Source organism: Streptosporangium minutum (assembly GCF_002149035.1).
GTDB lineage: Bacteria > Actinomycetota > Actinomycetes > Streptosporangiales > Streptosporangiaceae > Streptosporangium > Streptosporangium minutum.
In genome coordinates this window covers 25,377-46,531 of the sequence record NZ_NGFP01000040.1, presented here as the reverse complement: position 1 = coordinate 46,531, position 21,155 = coordinate 25,377, and the positions used below count along the sequence as shown (strand labels likewise).

24 protein-coding genes are annotated in these 21,155 nt (G+C 71.7%); 9 read left to right on the top strand and 15 right to left on the bottom strand.

Annotated elements, in window-relative coordinates; translation table 11 throughout:
- From CA984_RS11715 to glgC, 4 genes are all read right to left on the bottom strand, one after another.
- Positions 1 to 609 (bottom strand): pentapeptide repeat-containing protein (locus tag CA984_RS11715; RefSeq protein ID WP_207620824.1); only part of this gene is annotated, 609 nt, incomplete at its 3' end.
- A gap of 184 nt (positions 610 to 793) precedes the next feature.
- Positions 794 to 1,168, bottom strand: coding sequence for a VOC family protein (locus CA984_RS11710; protein WP_086571186.1), 375 nt, complete (start codon positions 1,166 to 1,168; stop codon positions 794 to 796).
- 10 nt (positions 1,169 to 1,178) lie between these two features.
- Positions 1,179 to 1,883, bottom strand: coding sequence for a TetR/AcrR family transcriptional regulator (locus tag CA984_RS11705; RefSeq protein ID WP_242675890.1), 705 nt, complete (start codon positions 1,881 to 1,883; stop codon positions 1,179 to 1,181).
- Between the two features lie 153 nt (positions 1,884 to 2,036).
- Entirely contained in the window at positions 2,037 to 3,263 is a 1,227-nt protein-coding gene (glgC, locus tag CA984_RS11700) for a glucose-1-phosphate adenylyltransferase (protein ID WP_086571182.1), read from the bottom strand.
- 48 nt (positions 3,264 to 3,311) lie between these two features.
- On the opposite strand from glgC, the gene glgA reads away from it, so the two are divergent.
- Positions 3,312 to 4,490: a glycogen synthase gene (gene glgA, locus CA984_RS11695; RefSeq protein WP_086571180.1), complete on the top strand. Its 1,179-nt coding sequence runs from the start codon at positions 3,312 to 3,314 to the stop codon at positions 4,488 to 4,490.
- Positions 4,491 to 4,529: 39 nt separating this feature from the next.
- On the opposite strand, the gene CA984_RS11690 is transcribed toward glgA, so the two are convergent.
- Positions 4,530 to 4,895, bottom strand: coding sequence for a PH domain-containing protein (locus CA984_RS11690; protein WP_086571178.1), 366 nt, complete (start codon positions 4,893 to 4,895; stop codon positions 4,530 to 4,532).
- A 98-nt stretch (positions 4,896 to 4,993) separates the two neighbouring features.
- Here CA984_RS11690 and pgeF point away from each other — a divergent pair, with 98 nt between their 5' ends.
- Positions 4,994 to 5,680, top strand: a complete 687-nt coding sequence (pgeF, locus tag CA984_RS11685; RefSeq protein ID WP_086571175.1) for a peptidoglycan editing factor PgeF — start codon at positions 4,994 to 4,996, stop codon at positions 5,678 to 5,680.
- 254 nt (positions 5,681 to 5,934) lie between these two features.
- Here pgeF and CA984_RS11680 read toward each other — a convergent pair whose 3' ends face one another.
- The 4 genes from CA984_RS11680 to CA984_RS11665 form a co-directional block, all read right to left on the bottom strand.
- Positions 5,935 to 6,681 carry a sirohydrochlorin chelatase gene (locus CA984_RS11680; protein WP_242675889.1) on the bottom strand — a complete coding sequence of 249 codons (747 nt, stop codon included), beginning with the start codon at positions 6,679 to 6,681 and terminating at the stop codon, positions 5,935 to 5,937.
- 242 nt (positions 6,682 to 6,923) lie between these two features.
- Positions 6,924 to 7,481, bottom strand: a complete 558-nt coding sequence (locus tag CA984_RS11675) for a GNAT family N-acetyltransferase (RefSeq protein ID WP_086571170.1) — start codon at positions 7,479 to 7,481, stop codon at positions 6,924 to 6,926.
- A gap of 181 nt (positions 7,482 to 7,662) precedes the next feature.
- Positions 7,663 to 7,854 carry a ferredoxin gene (locus tag CA984_RS11670; RefSeq protein WP_086571168.1) on the bottom strand — a complete coding sequence of 64 codons (192 nt, stop codon included), beginning with the start codon at positions 7,852 to 7,854 and terminating at the stop codon, positions 7,663 to 7,665.
- 9 nt (positions 7,855 to 7,863) lie between these two features.
- Positions 7,864 to 9,063, bottom strand: a complete 1,200-nt coding sequence (locus tag CA984_RS11665) for a cytochrome P450 (RefSeq protein WP_086571167.1) — start codon at positions 9,061 to 9,063, stop codon at positions 7,864 to 7,866.
- Positions 9,064 to 9,171: 108 nt separating this feature from the next.
- Here CA984_RS11665 and CA984_RS11660 point away from each other — a divergent pair, with 108 nt between their 5' ends.
- From CA984_RS11660 to CA984_RS11635, 5 genes are all read left to right on the top strand, one after another.
- Positions 9,172 to 9,858, top strand: coding sequence for a TetR/AcrR family transcriptional regulator (locus CA984_RS11660; protein WP_242675888.1), 687 nt, complete (start codon positions 9,172 to 9,174; stop codon positions 9,856 to 9,858).
- A 298-nt stretch (positions 9,859 to 10,156) separates the two neighbouring features.
- A complete protein-coding gene (locus CA984_RS11650) occupies positions 10,157 to 11,473 on the top strand; it encodes an aminotransferase class V-fold PLP-dependent enzyme (protein WP_242675887.1) in 1,317 nt (438 codons plus the stop codon).
- Positions 11,474 to 11,714: 241 nt separating this feature from the next.
- A complete protein-coding gene (locus CA984_RS46030) occupies positions 11,715 to 12,092 on the top strand; it encodes a hypothetical protein (protein WP_165781210.1) in 378 nt (125 codons plus the stop codon).
- 83 nt (positions 12,093 to 12,175) lie between these two features.
- The gene (locus tag CA984_RS11640; protein ID WP_086571161.1) at positions 12,176 to 13,234 is read left to right on the top strand and encodes a PLP-dependent cysteine synthase family protein; all 1,059 of its coding nucleotides are present in this window, start codon (positions 12,176 to 12,178) and stop codon (positions 13,232 to 13,234) included.
- On the top strand, positions 13,201 to 14,460 hold the full coding sequence (locus CA984_RS11635; protein ID WP_086571159.1) for an MFS transporter: 1,260 nt from the start codon (positions 13,201 to 13,203) through the stop codon (positions 14,458 to 14,460). Before CA984_RS11640 ends, CA984_RS11635 begins: the two co-directional genes overlap by 34 nt.
- A gap of 28 nt (positions 14,461 to 14,488) precedes the next feature.
- On the opposite strand, the gene CA984_RS11630 is transcribed toward CA984_RS11635, so the two are convergent.
- A complete protein-coding gene (locus CA984_RS11630; protein WP_207620825.1) occupies positions 14,489 to 14,914 on the bottom strand; it encodes an Lrp/AsnC family transcriptional regulator in 426 nt (141 codons plus the stop codon).
- Positions 14,915 to 15,066: 152 nt separating this feature from the next.
- On the opposite strand from CA984_RS11630, the gene CA984_RS11625 reads away from it, so the two are divergent.
- Positions 15,067 to 15,921, top strand: coding sequence for a tryptophan 2,3-dioxygenase (locus CA984_RS11625; RefSeq protein WP_242675886.1), 855 nt, complete (start codon positions 15,067 to 15,069; stop codon positions 15,919 to 15,921).
- Positions 15,922 to 15,960: 39 nt separating this feature from the next.
- Here the strand turns inward: CA984_RS11625 and CA984_RS11620 are convergent, their stop codons facing one another.
- A complete protein-coding gene (locus CA984_RS11620) occupies positions 15,961 to 16,944 on the bottom strand; it encodes a LysR family transcriptional regulator (protein WP_086571154.1) in 984 nt (327 codons plus the stop codon).
- Between the two features lie 71 nt (positions 16,945 to 17,015).
- Here CA984_RS11620 and CA984_RS11615 point away from each other — a divergent pair, with 71 nt between their 5' ends.
- Positions 17,016 to 17,882: a 4-hydroxy-tetrahydrodipicolinate synthase family protein gene (locus CA984_RS11615; protein ID WP_086571188.1), complete on the top strand. Its 867-nt coding sequence runs from the start codon at positions 17,016 to 17,018 to the stop codon at positions 17,880 to 17,882.
- Here the strand turns inward: CA984_RS11615 and CA984_RS11610 are convergent, their stop codons facing one another.
- The 4 genes from CA984_RS11610 to CA984_RS11595 all read right to left on the bottom strand — a co-directional run bounded on the left by CA984_RS11610 (position 17,883) and on the right by CA984_RS11595 (position 21,142).
- Positions 17,883 to 18,692: an Fpg/Nei family DNA glycosylase gene (locus CA984_RS11610; RefSeq protein WP_086571152.1), complete on the bottom strand. Its 810-nt coding sequence runs from the start codon at positions 18,690 to 18,692 to the stop codon at positions 17,883 to 17,885. It lies immediately after the preceding gene.
- Positions 18,685 to 19,137 carry a ribosomal maturation YjgA family protein gene (locus tag CA984_RS11605; RefSeq protein WP_207620823.1) on the bottom strand — a complete coding sequence of 151 codons (453 nt, stop codon included), beginning with the start codon at positions 19,135 to 19,137 and terminating at the stop codon, positions 18,685 to 18,687. Before CA984_RS11605 ends, CA984_RS11610 begins: the two co-directional genes overlap by 8 nt.
- 182 nt (positions 19,138 to 19,319) lie before the next feature.
- Entirely contained in the window at positions 19,320 to 19,634 is a 315-nt protein-coding gene (locus CA984_RS11600) for an L-rhamnose mutarotase (RefSeq protein WP_086571148.1), read from the bottom strand.
- A 218-nt stretch (positions 19,635 to 19,852) separates the two neighbouring features.
- Positions 19,853 to 21,142 carry a M1 family metallopeptidase gene (locus tag CA984_RS11595; RefSeq protein WP_086571147.1) on the bottom strand — a complete coding sequence of 430 codons (1,290 nt, stop codon included), beginning with the start codon at positions 21,140 to 21,142 and terminating at the stop codon, positions 19,853 to 19,855.
- Positions 21,143 to 21,155 lie beyond the last annotated feature (13 nt).

Below are 21,155 nucleotides of genomic sequence, written 5' to 3'. Positions count from 1 at the left end.
CCACTGGCTCTGGTCGAGGCCCCGCTCCCGCATCTCCGTCTCGGTGAACGGCCGCCGGATGTCCTCCAGCCGGCTCTCGCTCGCCCGGGACCGCTCACCGGGGGCGTGCAGGCGCGACCTGGAGAGCCGGAACTGACCGGTCACGTGCGCGTTGTCCAGCCGGACCCCGCTGTGAACCGTGGAGCCCTCCAATTCCAGCAGGCCGTTGACCGTGCACCGGGCCGCCCGGACCCGCTCCATCTCGCACCCCCGGAACCGCACGCCCGACGTGGTGGCGTCGGTGAGGGAGACGACCTCGGGGAGGTGGCAGTTGAGCAGGTGGAGCTTGCCGGTGAGGGTGGCGTCGGACAGGTTCAGCTCCCCCGTCACGCGGGCCCCCGCCAGCCGCAGGCCGGCGGTCCGGCCCGGCTCGGGCTCCCGCGCGCCGAGCAGCAGCGCCGCGATGACCTCCGCCCGGACCGTCCGCTCCGGCCCCCACCCGGCTCCCTCCGCCGGGTCGTCGGCGTCCCTGTCCCCGGTCCGCAGGTCCACCCAGGTGCCCGCAGGATAGGCGTCCCATACCTGCCGTTCGGCCGGGCTCAGCCGCCGGAACGGTCGCGTCAGTCGCATTCGAGGCCTCTCGTGATCCGCCCGCATGGTCAAGGGAACGTCCCGGGAGAATCTATCCCGTGGAGATCTTTGACGGTTCCGGGCCGTCCGCCGCGTCGCGGACCGGCCGCCGCGCCAAGCGCGGCGCGAGGGCGTCGATCTCACGGAGCGTCGGGTGCCCGGGGCCCCTTGACCGGCCGCCGCCTCACTCGGGGGACATGACCTCGTAGAGGTTGCGGGCCCCGTCGACGAAGAACAGGCCGCGGGCGCAGGGCGGGTGGTCGACGCGGCCGTTGCCGGGATCGGCCGGGTGGTCGCCGTACGGCACGCCGCGCTCCTGGAGACGGGCGAGGATCCGGTCGAAGGTGGCGGGGTCCACGTCGAAGGCCAGGTGGTGCCCCTCGGGGTCGTCGACGGTCATGTAGTCGAGGGTGAGGGTGGCGTTGACCCGCACGGGGACGAAGTGGCCGCGCGCCCCGGCGGGCGGCAGGCATTCCAGCCCCATGACGTCGGCGAAGAACCGGGCGTCCCGCTCGTTGTCGACGGCGGGGACGATGGTGTGGTTCAGCGTGATGGGCATGGTCGGCCTCTCAGGTCAGGGCGCCGTGCACGAAGACGTCCACGAGGTCGTCGGTGCTTATCTGCGGGCCGCCCAGCGGGCGGCGGGCGCTGGACAGCATCAGGTGGAGGAAGATCGTCGCCAGGCGCTCCGGGGGGAGTCGGAGCGAGTCGCGTTCGGGCTCGAACAGCTCGGCCACCGCCTCAAGGGTCTGCCTGGACGAGGCCTCACGGTCCGGGAGCCGTGTCCCGTCTGCCTGGTCCGGGGGAGAGGCCTCGTCCACCCGGCCGGCGGACGCCTCCCCCCGGTCGGCCGCGGGGGCCTCGGCCGTACCGCCGGCGGAGGGAGGGACGGCGTGGCGGTCGCGGGAACGGCGGCGGCCCGAGGCGTGCAGGGCGCCGAGGACGGTGCCGATCCGCGCCGTGTGCGCCTGCAGGATGTCGGCGGCCTCGGTCAGGCGGGCGGCCAGCGGCTGGTCGAGCGGGATCGCGGCGAGCTGTTCCAGCGCGTGGTCGGGACGGAGCGCCTCGACCACGCAGGCGTCCAGCAGCTCGTCCTTGTCGGCGAAAGCCCGGAAGATCGTGGCCTCGCCGATCCCGGCGGCCCTGGCGATCTGGCTGGTGGTGACGGCTGCGCCGTACTCGGCGACCAGGGGGAGCGCGGCCAGCACGATCATGTGGCGTCGTCGCTCAAGGCTCATTCCCGGCGCTCGCCGCCGGGCAGGTGGGTTCTCCATGCGCTCATCATGCGGAGTGAGTACTCACTCCGTCAATGGGTTAATCGAATGCCGACGGTCGCCGGGCCGCGGTCGCCGATGGAAGCGACGGATCCCGTCACGGAGCGGTGGCGGGGCAGCGGCCGGCGGCCCCGCCGACGGCCGCCGCCGGGGCTACCGTTCGACGATCTCGTTCTTGCCGATGACCACGATGCCGTTACGGGTCACCGCGAAGCGGCTGCGGTCGTACTCCAGGTCGAAGCCGATGCGGGCGCCGTCCGGGATGATCACGTTCTTGTCGATGATGGCCTTGCGGACGATGGCGCCACGGCCCACCTTCACGTTGCCCATCAGGACCGAGTCCTCGACGTGGGAGTGGGAGTGCAGCACCACGCCCGGGGAGAGGATGGAGCGCTCCGCGAGCCCGCCGGAGACGATCACGCCCGCGGAGACCAGCGAGTCGATCGCCCGGCCGACCCGGTCGCCGTCGTTGTGCACGAACTTGGCCGGCGGGAGCGGGTCGTGGCCGGTGTAGATGGGCCACTGGTTGTTGTAGAGGTTGAAGATCGGGTGCGCCGAGATGAGGTCCATGTGGGCCTCGTAGTAGGCGTCCAGCGTCCCGACGTCCCGCCAGTAGCCCCGGTCCCGATCGGTGGAGCCCGGCACGACGTTGTCGGCGAAGTCGTAGACCTCGGCGCTGCCCGCCTTGACCATCATCGGGATGATGTTCCCGCCGAGGTCGTGCTTGCTGGTGGGGTCGAGCGCGTCCTCCCGGAGCGCGTCGAGCATCGCCTGGGTCCTGAAGACGTAGTTGCCCATCGACGCGTACACCTGGTTGGGCGCGTCCGGCAGGCCGACCGCGTCCTTGGGCTTCTCCCGGAAGGCCACGACCCGCCGCCCCGCGGGGTCGGTCTCGATCACCCCGAACTGGTCGGCCAGCGACAGCGGCTGCCGGATCGCCGCCACGGTCACCTCGGCGCCGGACTCGATGTGCTGCTCCACCATCTGCCGGGGGTCCATCCGGTAGATGTGGTCGGCTCCGAACACGATGACGTGGTCGGGCATCTCGTCGTAGATCAGGTTCAGGTTCTGGAACAGGGCGTCGGCCGACCCGGAGAACCAGTGCGGCCCGAGCCGCTGCTGCGCGGGCACGGGCGTGACGTAGTTGCCCAGCATCGACGAAAGCCGCCAGGTTCGGGAGATGTGCCGGTCGAGGCTGTGGTTCTTGTACTGCGTCAGCACGACGATCTGCAGGTAGTGACCGTTGGCCAGGTTCGACAGCACGAAGTCGACGAGCCGGTATATCCCCCCGAATGGCACTGCGGGCTTGGCCCGGTCAGCTGTCAGCGGCATCAGACGCTTGCCTTCGCCGCCGGCCAGCACAATCGCGAGGACTCTCATATCTGGACCTTAACCTGACGAACAAGACTGAAACACTACGCTGATCATATGCGCGTTGATCTGCTGAGTCGTGAGTACCCGCCCGAGGTGTACGGCGGTGCCGGGGTCCATGTCGAATACCTCGCCCGGGAGCTGCGCCGGCTGGCGGACACCCGGGTCCGCTGCTTCGGAGCGTCACGGCCCGAGCGCGGCGTCGAGGCCTACCGGGTGCCCGGCGGGCTGGAGACGGCCAACGCCGCACTCCAGGTCCTGGGCGTGGACCTGGAGATGGCGGCCGGGTGCGAGGGCGCGGATCTGGTGCACAGCCACACCTGGTACGCCAATTTCGCGGGTCACGTGGCCAAGATGCTGTACGGCACGCCGCACGTGGTGACCACCCACAGCCTGGAGCCGCTGCGGCCGTGGAAGGCCGAGCAGCTCGGCGGCGGTTACACGCTGTCATCCTGGGCCGAGCGGAGCGCGCTGGCGAGCGCGGACGCGATCATCGCCGTGTCGGAGGGGATGCGGCGTGACGTGCTGACCAGCTATCCCGAAATATTGCCGGAAAAAGTAACGGTGATTCACAACGGGATCGACACCGGCGAGTACGCCCCCGACCGCGACACCGACGTCCTGGCCCGGCACGGCATCGACGCCGCCAGGCCGTACGTCGTGTTCGTGGGCCGCATCACCCGGCAGAAGGGCCTCGTCCACCTGCTCCACGCGGCCAGGGACTTCCACCCCGACGCCCAGCTGGTGCTCTGCGCCGGCGCGCCCGACACCCCCGAGATCGCCGCCGAGGTCGCCGGGCTCGTCCGGGGGCTGGAACGGGACGGCGTCGTCTGGATCTCGGAGATGCTCCCGCGTCCCGAGGTGATCCAGATCCTCACCCACGCCACGGTCTTCGTCTGCCCGTCGATCTACGAGCCGATGGGGATCGTGAACCTGGAGGCCATGGCCTGCGAGACCGCCGTCGTGGCCACCGCCACCGGAGGCATCCCCGAGGTCGTCGCCGACGGCTCGACCGGCCTGCTGGTCCCGATCGACCAGTCCGCGGCCGACGGCACCCCCGACGACCCCGAGCGGTTCGCCGCCGACCTCGCCGAGCGGGTCAACCGGCTGCTGGCCGACCCGGCGCTCGCCGCCGAGATGGGCAGGGCGGGACGGGTCCGCGCGGTGGACCACTTCTCCTGGGCGCGGATCGCCGAGCGGACGATGGACCTCTACCGGTCGGTCGCCCGCTCCTGACCGTCCACCCGTTGGTGATCGGGAGGGTTCCGGGGCCGGCTACGAGCTGATGAAGTGCAGGATCACGTTGTGCACGTGGTGGGCCTTGCTGTCGCCCCGGAACTCCACCTCGTAGGTGTGGGTGCCCACGTGGATGGCGATGGCCCCGGAGGAGAAGAACGAGCCCGCCAGGGACTTGTTGCTCACCACGCTGACCGCCGAGACCTTGGCGTAGGGGATGCTCGTGATGGCGACCTTCTTGCCCACGAAGGACTTGTCCTGCACGATCACACGCTTGTCGGTGAGTCCCAGGAAGCCGGTCCCGGCGCCGATGGCGTCGTAGACGGCGATGATCTGCTCGCCGGGCATCAGACCGCTCTCGATCTGCTGGAGCTGTTCCTTCCGGTCGTACGCGACCTGTGCCATGACGCTCGCAATCTCTCGGGGGATCCGCGTATCGGTGTAACGAACGCCCCGGGGAGGTGGTTCCTGAGGCGGGTAAGGTCGGGGCCGTGAGCTTTCAGATGAGGATCACCGACCGCCACGGCGGCGTCAGCGCCGAGCCGTACGGCAGCCGCAATCTCGGGGGCCTGTGCGGGGACGACCCGGAGGCGGTCGCCGCCAACAGGGCCCGCACCGCGGCCGAGTTCGGTCTGGACAGGGTCGTGTTCATGCGGCAGGTTCACAGCGCCGACGTCCGGTATGTGAGTGAGCCGTTCGGTGACGACCCGCCGCCGCTGGACGGGGTCTGCACCGACGTGCCCGGCCTCGGCCTGGCCGCGCTCTGCGCCGACTGCGCGCCCGTCCTGCTGGCCGACCCGGAGGCCGGCCTGGTCGGAGCCGCGCACTCAGGACGGGTCGGCACCGTCCTGGGCGTGGTCCCGGCCCTGGTCGCGGAGATGGCCGCGCGCGGCGCCGACCCGGCGAGGATGACCGCCCTGATCGGCCCGATGGCCTGCGGTAGCTGCTACGAGGTCCCCGCCGAGCTGCGCGGGCAGGTGGCGGACGCCCTCCCCGAGGCGTGGTCGATCACCCGCCAGGACACCCCCGCCCTCGACCTGCGCGCCGCGATCACCTCGCAGCTCGCCAAGGCGGGCGTCGGCGAGGTCACCCACGACACCCGCTGCACCATCGAGACCCCCGACCTGTTCTCCCACCGCAGGGACCGGACGACCGGCCGTTTCGCGGGTTACGTCTGGCTGGAGGCCTGACCTCCGGCGGTGACCGCGCCGGTCGTGCCCGGATCAGGAGAAGACGCGCTCCGGCACGACCACCGGGATCTCGCGCTCGGTCTCCGTCAGATACTCGCCGCAGGACGGCCAGGCGGCCGTCCTACCCTGCCATTCGTGCCCCTCGGCGCCGTCGGTGGCCAGTAACGTTCGACGTGTTCTTCTCCGAACGACATGGTCGGTCCCCTCTGATGACGTACGGGCTCCTATTGCCCCGTCAGAGGGGACCTCTCACGTCAGTCCTCGGCCAGCACGCTCCCGTAGGCGCGGGCGGTGAGGTCCGCGATGAGACCGTGCGCGCCGAGGAGGTCGGCGCACTCGGCCCCGATCTCCGCCGCCGCGGCGCTCGCGAGGCCGGGGTCGATCTCCGGGCCGACGGCGCACGGGGACAGGGCGATGCGCTGGGCGCCGATGCCGCGCAGCCGCTCGGCCGCGTCGGCCACGGCGGGCGCGCTGTCCAGGGAGGCCACCACGACGGGGAGCGTCAGGCGGGAGGCCAGCAGCACCGCCGTCGGCTGCGCCTCGGCCGCCGCTTTCTCGCCGCCGACCGTGGCGAGGATGACCGCGTCGACCGGGCTGGAGACGTTGAGCAGCCGCATCCGATCGGCCCTGGCCAGATCCTTCTCCGCCAGGCGGATGTGCAGGGCCTCGGCGAGCAGCGGGTGCGGCCCGAGGGAGTCGGTGATCGTCACCGACGCCCCGCTCGCGGCGACGGCCATGGCGATCAGCCGGTCCGCGACCGGGTGCGGGCCGGTCAGGACCGGCACCACGATGGCGGCGACGCCGTCCTCGGGACGTTCCCGGGCGGCCGCCTCAAGCTCGGCGGTCAGCGCCTTGCCGTCCTCGCCGAGACCGGCCAGCCGGACCTCGATCTGCGGATTGTCCCCCTGGACGAGGGCGGCCAGCTCGGCGACGGCGCCTGTCGCGTCGCCGAGGGTGGCCAGCACCAGCGCGGGTGCCTCGGGCGGGAGCTGGGAGGGCACGGGCCTGCGATGCCGGCCGGAGGGCCGGACGGCGCGTCCGCGCACTGGGAGGATGGAACTCTCACTCACATGCGCGGACTCTAGGCCCATTTCACTCTCTTTGTAGTGAGAAATGGCGGCAATTCCGTCACGACATCGTCCCAGGGCGGAATTCCCGTCGCGCGGACCCCGGTACGACCTCCGCGCGCGGACGGACGCGCCCCGCAGGGTGGGACGCGGTGCACCCGGGGACGACCTTCCGCTCAGATGTCCCTGTGTCCCTCCCACTCGTCCTCCAGGGCCGAGTGGACGACGGAGTCGCGCCAGGCGCCCCGGGCCCGCACGTGGTGCCTGATCCTGCCCTCCTCGACCATCCCGGCGACCAGCATCGCGAGCTGGGCGGCGGTGTTGGCGGGGGAGCGGGCGCCCCAGATGCGGTGCAGGCGCAGATCCCGGAAGCCGAACGTCAGCATCAGCCGGATCAGGTCGGTGCCCATGCCCCGGCCCCAGTGGTCGGGGCGGAGCCCGAGACCGATCTCCGCGCTGTGCGGGTGGTCGGCCTCGATGTGCAGCCGGGCGACGCCGACGGCCTCGTCGTCGTCCAGGTCGATCACCGCGAGCACGTAGAGCCGCCGGGGCTCGGCCCGTGCGGCCTCAAGCGCCTGGGCGATTATCTCCTCGACCTCCTCGCGGGTGCGCGGGTCGAACGGCAGATGCTCGGTGGCGGTGGGGTCGCCGTAGACGGCGTGCAGCGCGTCCACGTCAGTGGTCGTGACTTCCCTCAGCCGGAGCCTCTTACCGGAGATCTCAACGTGACGCATGCGCAGACGCTAACGCCTCAGGAGTCCCACGGCTAGAGATCGTTCCGTCCGGCAACTATCACAAAGGCGGCAAACATAGCTTTGCCGCCGATCGAGAGACGGGTGGTGCCGCCAGGCGGAACGGCGACCCGCGCCACGCGGGCCGCCGATCTCGCCGCCCGTCAGGAGATCTCGCCGCCCGTCAGGAGACGGACAGGGCTCCCGACGGACACAGCTGCACGGCCCTGCGGACCGCCGTCTCCCGCGAGGCGGGCGGGTCGGCGTCCAGCAGCACCACCGTCCCCTCCTCCTCGCTCTGGTCGAAGACCTCCGGCACGGTGAGCGCGCACATGCCCGCTCCGATGCAGCGATCGGTGTCAGCCTTGATATCCATTGGAACCTCCTACCATGTGACCGGCAGCCGGTGCACGCCGTAGATGGTCATGTGGGAGCGCATGGGGACCTCCTCGGCGGGCACCGCCAGGCGCAGTCCGGGGAAGCGGCGCAGCAGCGCCGGGTAGGCGATGCGCATCTCGGCGCGGGCGAGCTGCTGGCCGAGGCACTGGTGGATGCCGTGACCGAAGGAGAGATGACCCGTCGCCGGCCGGGTGACGTCGAGGGTGTCGGGGTCGTCGAACCGCTCGGGGTCACGGTTGGCCGCGGGCAGCGAGAAGGCCACCGACTCGCCGGCCCTGATCAGGCGGCCGTCGAGCTCGACGTCCTCCAGCGCGGTCCGGACCGGGCCCATGTGGATGATCGTGAGGTAGCGCAGGAGCTCCTCGACGGCGTTGTCGGCCACCTCCGGGTCGTCGCGGAGCAGCGCCAGCTGGGCCGGGTCGCGCAGCAGCGCGAAGGTGCCGAGCGCGAGCATGTTCGCGGTCGTCTCGTGGCCGGCGATGAGCAGGAGCAGTGCGACCCCGGCGAGCTCCTCGTCGTCCAGCTCCCCGCCCGCCACCAGGCCGCCGAGCAGGTCGTCGGCCGGTTCGGCCCGCTTGCGGAGCACCAGGTCGCGCATGTAGGCCATGAGGTCGACCAGTGCCGCGCTCATCTGCTCGGCCGAGGAGTCCAGGTTGAGCAGCGCGGCCGAATCCCGCTGGAACTGCGCGCGGTCCCCGTACGGCACGCCGAGCAGCTCGCAGATGACCAGCGACGGGATCGGCAGGGCGAAGGACTGCACCAGGTCCGCCGGGCGGTCGCCCCGCTCCATGGCGTCCAGGCGGTCGGAGGTGATCTCCTCGATCCTCGGTTCGAGCTGCCGCATCCTGCGCACCGTGAACTGCCCGGTCAGGAGCCGCCGGAAGCGGGTGTGCTCGGGCTGGTCCATCCTCAGGAAGAACCCCGGAGGGAGCTGCCGGTTCTCCTGCCGGGCCAGCGGATGGGGGACCGGCGGGTGGGTCAGCTCGGTGCGGTTGCTGAAACGGTTGTCGGCGAGCACGGCCCGGGCGGCGGAGTGGCCGGTCAGCAGCCAGCCCAGATGGCCGTCCGCGAAGGTCATCCGGTGGAGCGCGCCCTGCCGCTGCCACTGGAGAACCTCCCCCGGCGGGTCGAAGAGGTGCCGGCGGGCGGTGGGAAAGGTCACCGGGCAGGATGGGGCCTCGGTCATGACGCAGCTCCTCGTAGGTAGACGCGTGTCCTCTCACCTCCACCAAACAGCATTCAATGTAAATTTGCAATGAGTGAAGAAAAGCTCGGAATGCAGTAAAATGCATGCATGGTCGATGGTCCGGGGTTGCGCGAACGCAAGAAGCTGCGCACCCGTCGCGCGCTGATCGAGGCGGCCCTGCACCTGTTCGAGGAGAAAGGCTACGAGGAGACCACCGTCGCGGAGATCGCCGCGGCGGCGGACATCTCGACGCGGACGTTCTTCAGCTACTTCGCGAGCAAGGAGGACGTGGTCTTCTTCGACGGGCAGGCGCGCGTCGACGAGATCATCGACATGATCGCGCATCGGCGGGCAGGGGAGACTGTGGTCGAGCTCCTGCTCCGCGTGGGCGAGCTGAGCATGGCCCGGACCTTCGCCGGGACCGATCACCTCATGGAGCTGACCCCCGTCCGAACCCGCCTGATCATGTCGGTCCCGGTGCTTCAGGCCCGCGGGCTGCGGCTGCTGTTCGACACCCAGCTGCGGCTGGCCGAGGCGCTCCACCGGGCCTACTCCGAGGAGATCGACCTCGTCGAGGCCGCCGCCGTCGTCGGCGCCCTCGCCGGAGCGGTCAAACTCGCCACGATGGCCTGCCTGAACCGGGGCGACCCGCCGGAGCAGATATGGGAGACGGTACGCAGAGCCATCGAGATCGCCGTACGGGGCCTGCAGTCGGTGGGCGTAGGGCCCGCCGATCCGGGCGTCCTGCCATCGGGCCGGGGGCGGCTCGACCCGGCCGGCGAGTTGTCGCGGTGAAACGGCGGGTCCGAACGGAGAGTCGGCTGGGGGCGTGGGCCTCCCGGTCCGCCGGCGGCTCCTGGGCGGCCACGTGCCGGGTGGGGGGCGTCGACATGCTGCTGGGCCTGTGCATCGTCGTCGCGAATACCTTGATCAAGTAGAACGGCCCCGCCTGCTCGCCTGCCCGCCACGCCCGTGCGGCGCGGATGCCGGACTTCGCGGCCGGGCCGTCGCACACTGGAACCCGATCGCCGCAATCGTCGGGGCCCGCCGTGTGACGGACCCTCGCTGCCTCGCGTGGAGTGGTTCGATGGGCATGTCCAGGCGTCAGATGGTCGCGGGGCTCGGCGGGCTGGCTGTCTCCCTCGCCCCGGGGCCGGCGCTCCTCGATCCGAGGCCGGCCGCCGCCGAGCCGCCGCCGGCCGTACCCCAGGGGGTCGGGCCCGACCGGCTGGCCCTGGACGAGGATTTCTGGCGCGCCGTCGCCCGGCAGTACCGGGTCAGCCCGGACTTCGTCAACCTGGAGAACGGCTACTACGGGATCATGCCCGAGCCGGTGCGCCTGGCCTACCATCGCAACGTCGACCATCTGAACGAGCAGAGCTCCCGCCTGCTGCGCACCTCCTACAAGGCCCAGGCCGACCGGGTCAGGGAGCGCGTCGCCACCGTTCTGGGCGCATCGGCGCAGGAGATCGCCCTGACCCGGGGCGGCACCGAAGCCCTGCAGAACCTGATCGGTGGTTACAACCGGCTGCGCCCGGGCGACGCGGTGATGTACGCCGACCTCGACTACCACAGCGCACGCTACGCCATGAACTGGCTGCGCGACCGCCGCGGCGTGAGCGTCGAACGGATGGTCGTCCCCGAGCCGGCGACCCGGCAGGCCGTACTGGACGCCTACGCCACGGCGCTGCGCGACCACCCGAAGGTCAAGCTGCTCCTGCTCAGCCACATGAACAACCGCACCGGACTCGTCCTGCCGGTCCGGGAGATCACCGCGATGGCCCGCGACAGCGGCGTCGACGTCATCGTCGACGCCGCCCACTCATGGGGACAGCTTGACTTCACCATCGGTGACCTCGGGGCGGACTTCGCGTTCTTCTCCCTGCACAAGTGGATGGGGGCGCCGCTGGGCTCGGGGTTCCTCTACATCCGCGCCGGCCGCCTGGCCGACATCGACCCGGCCTTCGCCGACGAGACCTACCCCGGCGACGACATCCGCTCACGGGTCCACTCCGGCACCATGGACGTCGCGCCCATTCTCACGGTGGGCACCGCCCTGGACTTCCATGAGGTCCTCGGCGGCCCGGTCAAGCAGTCCCGTCTGCGTTTCCTGCGCGACCGCTGGGTCCACCAGGTGCGTGACATCCCCGATCTGGAGATCCTCACCCCTGAGGACCCCGCCATGTACGGGACCATGACCGCGTTCCGGATCACCGGACGCACCTCGGAGGCCGACAACGTCGCGCTCACCGACCATCTGTTCGAGCACCACCGGATCTTCACAGTACGGCGGGGCGGACCGGCCAGGGGCGACTGCGTCCGGGTGACTCCGGCGCTGTTCACCTCGCGGGACGACGTCGACCTGCTCGCCGCGGCGGTGCGGGACCTCGTCCGGCGCTTCCGCCGCTGACCGGCCCGTGACCCGGTGGTCACCGCCCGTGGAGGCCGGACACCCGTCAGGCGGACCGGCGGTTCAGGCGCGGCCCCTGACCGTGGAGGCCGGACACCTGTCAGGCGGACCAGCCGGTCCGACGATTCCGCCGGTCAGAGGTATTCATCCGTTTAGCGGCGGATAGTGCGACTGTCGCGATATGAACCCAACCCCCCAATTTCACTCTTTGTAGTGGATCAGCTACATTAAGTCACTAGATATGAGCATGCAGTGGGGGACCCGGAGCAAGCCACGCGGAGCCGTGTGGCTTGTCCTGCTGGTCGGAACCCTCACGGTGATCCACATGTGGAGCCACGCCGCGACGCCGTACGAGGACCGGCAGGGCCAGGCCGTCGCGGCCGTCGCGGCGGATCCGCACCCGCCCTCGCAGGACCACCACTGCGAGCAGGCCCATACGGCGGCGTGCGTGCCCCCCACCGTCTGGACCCCGCCGCCGGCACCGGCGGCCGGTGAGCTCGCCGGCGCCGTCACCCCGCTCCCGGCCCCGCCGGTGCTCGGCAGGCCGGGCCGGGCCCCGCCCGCCGGCTACCGGGCCCGGTCGGTGCTGACCAACACCCTGGAGGTCTGTCGCTGCTGACAGGCACGAGAAGCCGCCGTCCACCGGGACGCGCGGCTCACCGACGTGCCGTCAAAGATCAGCGACCATCACAAGGGTGCATCATGTCGTCAATTTCCGCTGTCCACATCCAATCGCCACACCTCGCCGACCTGGTCGGCAAGACCCCCGTCTGCCGGATCGGTGAACCCTTCGCCCCCGGAGGCCGGGCGTTCTGGGCCAAGCTGGAGGGAGCCAACCCCGGCGGGCTGAAGGACCGTCCCGCGCTGCACATCGTCCAGCGCGCCCGCGCCCGAGGGGAGCTCGCCCCCGGTGCGATGCTCGTCGACTCCAGCTCGGGAACCTTCGGGCTCGGTCTCGCGCTGGCCGGAATCGTGCACGGCCATCCGGTCACGGTGGTCTCCGATCCCGGCATGGAGGCCATCGTGCACGGCATGCTGGCCGCGTACGGCGCGCGTATCGAGACCGTCGCCGAGCCGCACCCGGCGGGCGGCTGGCAGCAGGCCCGCCTGGACCGGGTGGACGAGCTGCTCAGAGCCCATCCGGACGCCTACTGGGCCCGCCAGTACGACAACCCCGACAACGTCGACGCCTACGCGGAGCTGGCCCACGAACTGATCGTCCAGGTGGGCCGCGTAGACGTGCTGGTGTGCAGCGTCGGCACCGGGGGGCACTCGGCGGGCATCATCGGCGTGCTGCGCCGGTTCTCCCCGCGCACGCGCCTGATCGGCGTGGACGCCACCGGATCGACGATCTTCGGCCAGCCGGCGCGGCCCCGGCTGATGCGAGGCCTCGGCAGCAGCATCCGCCCGCGCAACGTCGCCTACGACGCGTTCGACGAGGTGCACTGGGTCGCCCCGCACGAGGCGGTGTGGGCCAGCCGGAAGCTGGCCGCCACCCACTACACCACCGGCGGCTGGAGCGTCGGCGCCGTCACGGTGGTCGCCTCCTGGTGCGCCCGGGTGCTGCCGCCGCACACCCGCATCGTGGCGATCTTCCCCGACGGGCCCGCCCGCTACTACACCACGGTCTTCGACGACGCCTACTGCGCCGCGCACGACCTGCTCGGCCGCCCTCCAGCGGCCGAACCCGAGGAGATCGCCCACCCCGGCGCGGCCGAGGTGTCCCGATGGACCCGCTGCGCCACGGTGGTGAGCTCCTGATGTGGCGGCGTCTGCGCTCCTTCGACCGCAGCGTCCAGCTGCTCATGCTCAACCAGCTCACCATCAACACCGGCTTCTACATGCTGATGCCCTATCTGGCCGGTCACCTGTCCGGCGGGCTGGGCATGGCGGCCTGGACGGTCGGGCTGGTGCTCGGCGTGCGCAACCTGTGCCAGCAGGGACTGTTCCTGCTCGGCGGCACTCTCGCCGACCGGCTCGGCTACAAGCCCGTCATCGTCGCCGGATGCATGCTGCGCACCGCGGGCTTCGCCCTGCTCGGCCTGGTCGACTCCCTGCCCGCGCTCCTGGCCGCCTCGGCCGCGACCGGGTTCGCCGGAGCGCTGTTCAACCCGGCCGTGCGCGCCTACCTCGCGCACGACGCCGCCGAGCGCCGGGTGGAGGCGTTCGCGCTGTTCAACGTCTTCTACCAGGCCGGCATCCTGGTGGGCCCGCTCATCGGGCTGGCCCTGGTCGCGGTGGACTTCCGGCTGGTGTGCCTGACCGCGGCGGCCGTCTTCGCGGCGCTGACGGTGCTGCAGATCCGCGCGCTGCCCCCGCGCCACGTCGAGACCGCCGACACCCGGGGAATCCTGGGCGACTGGCGGCTCGTGCTGTCGGGCCGGTCGTTCATGCTGTTCTCGCTGGCGATGGCCGGGTCGTACGTGCTGTCGTTCCAGCTCTACCTGGCGCTCCCGCTGCAACTGGACGGTGCCGTCACCGTCAGCGCGCTGTTCGTGCTCTCCGCCCTCGTCGCCATCGCCGGTCAGATCCGCATCACCGACTGGGCCCGCCGGCGCTGGTCCCACCCCGCGGCCATCGCCCGCGGCCTGCTCCTCATGGCGGTGGCCTTCCTGCCGCCGGCGCTCGCCGGCGTGGCGTGGCCGTACTCCACCGTGCCCAGGGTGGCCGCGGTCCTGCTCTGCGCGGTGTTGCTGACGCTCGCGACGACGCTGACCTACCCCTTCGAGATGGACACGGTCGTCTCACTGTCCGGCGACCGGCTGGTGGCCACCCACTACGGCCTCTATAACACCGTCGCCGGCGTCGGCATCGCCCTGGGCAACCTGCTGACCGGCCTGCTGCTCGACAGCGGGTCCACGGTGCTGCCGTGGATCGTCCTGTCGGCCCTGGGCGGGGCGTGCGCGCTCGCCGTCCACCTCCTCGGCCGCGGGGGACGGCTCACCGGCCCGTCCGCCGTCCCGTGCCCGGTCCCGCGTCCGGGCTGAGGAACGCCGACCGGCGTCCGGGGCGGCCTCAGGTGGGGGAGAGCGGACGCCAGGGGACCGGGCTGGAGAGCACCATCATGCTCGACGGGTGGCCGTACGGCGCGAGCCGGTCGATCAGCTCCTCGAAGGCCGTCATCGAGGAGGCGGCCACCCGGAGCAGGCAGCAGGTGTCGCCGGTCACCCGGTGGACCTCCAGGATCTCCGGCCAGGCCAGCGCCTGCTCGTCGCGGAGCACGCAGCGCGGCCCGTAGCACGACATCCTGATCAGCGCGGCCACCCCGCGCCCGGCCAGTGCCGGATCGACCCGCGCGTGATAGCCGGTGATCACTCCTGACTCCTCCAGCCGCCGCACCCGCTCGGCGACCGCCGGCGCCGACATGTGGACCCGCCGCGCGAGCTCGCTGTAGGACAGCCGAGCGTCGTCCTGCAGCTCGGCCAGCAGTGCCCAGTCCATCGCATCCACCGTCACGCTCCGTCACCTCGTAACCTGGCCGACTCCAATGCCTTCCGTTCGGAAGGCGGAAGCTCGAAATCGCCTTCTTCGTATTATTTCCGGACCTGACATTACGGGCCACCATGGAGGTGAACAACCTCAAGGAGTCACTGATGACCAGCACCAGGCAGCTCAGCGAGCGAGAGCGGGAGACGCGGGCCGCGGCCAACGAGGGACTGCCCACGCTCGGGTTCGACGCGGCCACGCCGTACGACGACTACGTCGGCACCGCCACCCTGCACCAGCTTCAGCGCACCGTCACCGACGCCCCGGAGGAGCTCGCGTTCCTGGTCACCACCCAGGTGATGGAGCTCTACTTCGGCCTGCTCCGCTCGGAATGGCAGCTCGCCCAACGGCAGCTCGACGATGACGACGCCGCCGCCGCGACGGCGACGATCAAGCGGTCGGTCCGGCACTTCGAGGCGCTCAACGCCGCGTGGGCGTCGCTCAGCTGGCTCACCCCCGCGCAGTTCAACCAGTTCCGCGACGCGCTCGGTGAGGCGTCGGGCTTCCAGTCGGCTCTCTACCGGCACGTGGAGTTCCTGCTCGGCAACAAGTCCGAGGCGCTCATCCGCCCGCACCGCCGCAACCCCGAGGCCTACCGTGAGCTCGCCGAGGCGCTGGCCCAGCCGAGCCTGTACGACTCGGTGCTCGCCTTCCTCGCCCGGCAGGGCCACGCGATCCCGCGCGCGGCGGTGGAACGCGACTACGCCGCCGAATACGAGCCCCGCCCCGACGTCGAGGCGGTCTGGGTCGAGGTGTACGGCGGGCCGCTCGCGCCGCTGGCCGAGGCGCTGACCGACCTGGCCGAGCAGTTCTCCGACTGGCGTTACCGGCATCTGATGGCGGTACGCCGCTCGATGGGGGCCAAGCCGGGATCCGGCGGGTCGAGCGGTCTGAGCTGGCTGGAGCGGAGCATGCGGCGTGAGATCTTCCCCGAGCTCTGGACCGCACGCACGCTGATGTGACGTCCACCGCCGCCGGGAGGCAGGGGATCGCGCCCGCCCCTACCCGGCGTGCCGCGCATGACGGCCGCCGGGGAGCGAGGAGCGCAGCGCGGCGGTGAAGGCGGCGACGGCCGGATGGGCCGAGGCCCCCCGGCGGAAGGCGATCTGGGTGCGGCGGCGCATCGGCAGCTCGGTGAGCCGGACGCCGCCGGGCGGGTCGGCCGCGCCCAGCTCCGGCACCAGCGCCACGCCCTGACCGACCGCGACCATCGCCAGCACGGTGGCGAAGTCGTCGATGTGGTGGCGGACCCTGGGGGCGAACCCGGCGGCCTGGCAGGCCCGCACGGTCATCGTGTGGCAGAGCGTACCGGGCTTGGAAACGATCCAGGAGGCGTCGCGCCACCGCGCCAGGACGTCGCCGTGCCGGGCGGGGACGTCGCCACCGGACGTGCCGCCATGCCGTACCGGGGCCTCGCCGGGCGTGTCGCGCCGCCGTGCGGGGCAGTCGCCGGCGTCGCCGGAGGCGAGATACATGGGCTCCTCCAGCAGGGGTTCGGTGTCCAGGGCGAGGTCGGGGACGGCGGGGACGAAGTCGTACTCGTGGACGAGGGCGACGTCCAGATCGCCGGTCCGGAGCCGGGGGGCCACCTCGGCGGGATCGATCTCGTCCACCATCGGCTCCAGCCCGGGATGGTCACGGCCCAGGGCGGCCAGGGCGGCGGGCAGGATGGTGCGGGTCGCGGTCGGGAAGGCGCCGACCCTGATGGCGCCGACCAGACCCGTGTGCGCGGCCGCCAGCTCCGCCGAGGCCTGCTCCAGCCGTTCGAGCACGGCCTCCGCGTGCCCGACCAGCGCGACCCCGGCGGGGGTGAGCGTCACCCGGCGGCCGGTCCGCTCCAGCAGCGCCACCCCGGCCTCCCGTTCCAGCGCGGCCAGCTGCTGGGAGACCGCGGAGGGGGTGAACGTCATGGCCTCGGCGACCGCGGCGATCGTGCCCCGGTAGGACAGTTCGCGGAGCAGCCGGAGGCGTCGCACATCGAGCATCAGCTCAGCTTAACGGTCTCGGAAGAAACAGGAACTGGACCTGCATGGTCGGTGGCCACGAGGCTGGGGACATGACACTTCGCGGCGTTTACGTTCCCCTGATCACCCCGTTCGCCGAGGACGGCGAGATCGCCGTGGAGGCGCTCGAAGGCCTGGCACGCGCGGTGCTCGACGAGGGGGCGGCCGGGCTGGTCGCGCTCGGCACCACCGCCGAGGTCGCCATGCTCGCCGACGAGGAGCGGCGCGCGGTCGTCGAGGTGTGCGCCAAGGTGTGCCAGGAGCGGGGGGTGACGCTGGTCGTCGGAGCCGGGGGCAGTGACACCCGGAGCTCCGTCGAGGCCCTGCGCGGGCTCAAGGACCGGGCGGACGCCGCCCTGGTCACCGTGCCGTCCTTCGTCCGCCCGTCCGAGGCAGGGGTGCTCGCCCACTTCACCGTGCTGGCCGAGCAGAGCCCGGTGCCGCTCATCGTCTACAACATCCCCTACCGGACGGGGCAGTCGGTGGGCGCGGCCACCCTGCGCCGGCTGGGAGAGCTGCCCATGGTGACCGGGGTAAAGCACGCGGTCGGCGGCGTCGACCAGGACACCGTCACCCTGCTGGCCGACCTGCCGGAGGACTTCGCGGTGCTCGCCGGGGACGACCCCTTCTTCTCCGCCCTGCTCGCGCTGGGCGCCCCCGGCGGCATCCTCGCCTCGGCCCACCTGCACACCGGCCGCTTCGTCGAGCTGGTGGAGGCCTGGGGCTCCGGCGACGTCGCCCACGCCCGCGCGCTGGGCCACCGGCTGTCCGTCATGTCGGCGAGCATGTTCGCCGAACCCAACCCCACGGTGCTCAAGGGAGTGCTGCACGCCCGGGGACTGATCCCCACCGCCTCGGTCCGCCTCCCGCTGGTCCCCGCCGGCCAGGCCTCGATCGAGGCGGCCGCGCGCCTTCTGTGATCACGCGGTCTGGCAGCCCGGACACCAGAAGAGGTTGCGGCCGGCGAGCACCCCGGTGCGGACCTCGCCGCCGCACAGGAAACAGGGCATGCCCGAGCGCCGGTAGACGTAGACCTCGCCGCCGTGGTCGTCGACGCGGGGCGGACGCCCCATCGCCTCCGGGGTGTGCTCGGGCCTGACCGTGTCGATCCGGCCCACCCGCACCCCGTCGGCCATCAGCGCCACCAGGTCCGCCCAGATGGCCGTCCACTGCCCGCGGGTGAGGTCGCGGCCGGGGCGGGACGGGTCGACGCCCTCCCGGAACAGCGCCTCGGCGCGGTAGATGTTGCCCACCCCCGCGACGACCGTCTGGTCCATCAGCAGGACGCCGATGGAGGTACGGCTGCGGCCGATCCGCCGCCAGGCGAGCTCCGGGTCGGCGTCGGCGCGCAGCGGATCCGGCCCGAGCCTGGCGTGCAGCGCCTTCTTCTCGGTCGGATCCAGCAGCTCGCAGGTGTTGGGCCCGCGCAGGTCAGCGTATTCCTCCGCGTTGCTCAGGCGCAGCCGTACCGCACCCGTCGGCGCGGGCGCCGGAGCCGGGCCGAAGGCGCATCTGCCGTAGATGCCCAGGTGAATGTGGAGCCAGCGGTCGTCGTCGAATCCGAGCAGCAGGTGCTTGCCGTGCGCGTCGGTCTCCTGGAGCACCCGTCCGTCGATCTGGTGGGCCCCGGCGGCGAACCGCCCCTGCGGGCTCTCGGCGCGCACCACCGCGCCACCGAACACCTGACGGTACTGCGCGGCCAGGCGATGAATGGTGTGTCCTTCAGGCATGGTCCCGAAATGATACGGCCGGCCGTCGACCACTTCGGCGTGACGGATCGCGGCGGACGAGAATGTGCGCCGTCGCGGCGAGAGCGGCTCCGGCGGCGTAGGCGGCCAGGTCGGCGGCGCCGAAGGTGCTGCCGAGGACCAACCTGGCCAGCACGCTGGCCTCCGAGAGGGCGGCCGGGACGGGAGTGAGCTGGGCGAACTCGACCGCCCAGCTGAACGCCAGCGCGCCGATCGCGGCGCGGACCGGTGGGATCCGGGGCAGCGCCAGCACGATCAGCGCGTGGACGAGCACGGTGTAGAGGGCGTCTCCGCCGTATTTGGCGAACCAGCCGCCGGTGACCGCGCGGACGGTGAGCCCGGCGGCGACGGTCGCGACGGCCGCGAGCGCGGCCGGCAGGCGGCTGCGGAGAGCGGGGGACAGGCGGATCTGGCGGGCGGGGGGCACCCGCTCACGATAACGAGCGCACCGCGCGGCCGGGGACACGGTGACACCGTACGGCCGGCACGGGTGGACACCGTCCCGGCAGGAAGGGGGTGCCACCGTACGGCCGGCCAGGGTGGACACCGTCCGGGCCGGGAGGCGGCACCGTACGAGGGCGGCCGGGATGGCCATCCGGGCGGGACGGCTCAGGCGAGCTGCCAGACCGCGGGGAGTCCCTTGCCGCCGCCGTCGGCGGAGTAGTCGTGGGCGACCTCCAGCAGCTCGTCCATCCGGGCCTGCCAGGCGATGTTCACCGGCAGGTCGGCCAGCGAGGCGAGCAGCGCCTCGTAGTCGTCACAGTCGATCACGTGGAAGAGCTCCAGGCCGCTGCGCCAGATCGTCCACTCGTGCGCGCCGCCTTTCTTGATCGCCTCCACCAGCTCGGCGGGTACCTCCCGGTGCGCCTGTTCGTACTCCGACTCCCTGCCCGGCCTGATCCGGGTGTGCAACGCGACACGCATGCGATTCCTCCGTAGGTCGTAGCCTGTTATAGCAGCGATCCGACCTATTTAGGGAAATCCCGGATGACAGGGAGTAAATAGTCCCTATTTAGGGGAAGAGATCCGATGAAAGAAGAAGTTCAGGAGCCGTACGGCGAGGCCCGCGCCGTACGGCCAACCACCTCGCTGACCGGCTCGGGCAGGGGAATGCCTGACGGCGGGTCCTTTCCGTGTCCCCGTCAGGGCAGTGCGGGGAGGCGGGAGCCGTACAGCCAGCCGGCGAACAGCCCCTCCAGCGGCGTGGTCGTGCGGCGCGAGGCCAGGTCGGTGAACTGCTCCGTGGTGACCGACCCGTGACGGTGCCCGGCCGTCCACTCGCGCAGCAGCGCGAAGAACGGCGCGTCGCCCACGGTGCGCCGGAGCGCGTGCAGGGTGAGCGCGCCGCGTTTGTAGACGCGGTCGTCGAACAGGAGCGGGGCGCCGGGGTCGGCGAGGACGAAGTCCTGGGGGAGGGCCGCGAGCCTGCGGTGCCAGCGGGCCGCCAGGTCGTCGGCGGGCACGCCGCCCGAGGCCTCCGACCAGATCCACTCCGCGTAGGCGGCGAACCCCTCGTGCAGCCAGATGTCGTGCCAGCCGGCGATCGTCAGGCTGTTGCCGAACCACTGGTGCGCCAGCTCGTGGGCGACCAGCCGTTCCTCGCCGCGCCGGCCGTCCACATGGTTCGCCCCGAAGATCGACATGCCCTGCGCCTCGACCGGGATCTCCAGCTCGTCGTCCACCACCACCGCGGTGTAGGAGCCGAACGGGTAGGGACCGAAGCGCTCGCTGAAGACCTCCATCATCCGGTCCTGGCGTCCGAAGTCGTGCCGGACCCGGGAGGCGAGCCCGGCGGGGAAGACCAGTCGCGTCCCCGCGCCGAGGTCGGCCCGCTGGTAGCGGCCGATCTGGACGCTCGCCAGGTAGGAGGCCATCGGCTCGGCCTGCTCGTAGACCCACGTGGTCGCCGACGCCGCCCGCCGTGTGGAGACCAGCTCCCCGTTGGCGATCACCGTGTACGGCGAGGCGGTGGTCACCGAGATCCGGTAGGCCGCCTTGTCGTCCGGCCGGTCGTTGCACGGGAACCACGACGGGGCCCCGATCGGCTGGCTGGCCACGATGACGCCGTCGGTGAGCTGCTCCCAGCCGAGGCCGCCCCAGTGGCTGGACACCGGCCGCGGATTGCCCGAGTAGCGGACCTCGACGCTGAACGGCCCGGGGCCCAGCCGCCCCGGCGCGAGGTGGAGCCTGCCCCCGCGGTGGGTGAAACGCGTCATCTCGCCGTTGACCAGGACCCCGCCCACGCGGAAGGCGCCGAGGTCGAGGACGAGGCGGTCGAGCGGCCCGAGCGCCACCGCCGACAGGCGGGCGGTCCCGCCGAGCCGGTTGGAGGCGACCCGGTAGTCGAGGGACAGGTCGTAGTGCTCCACCCGGTAGCCGTCGTCGCCGTGCGTGGGGAAGTACAGATTGCTGGGGGTCGTGCTCACAACCACACTTGTTTCCTCT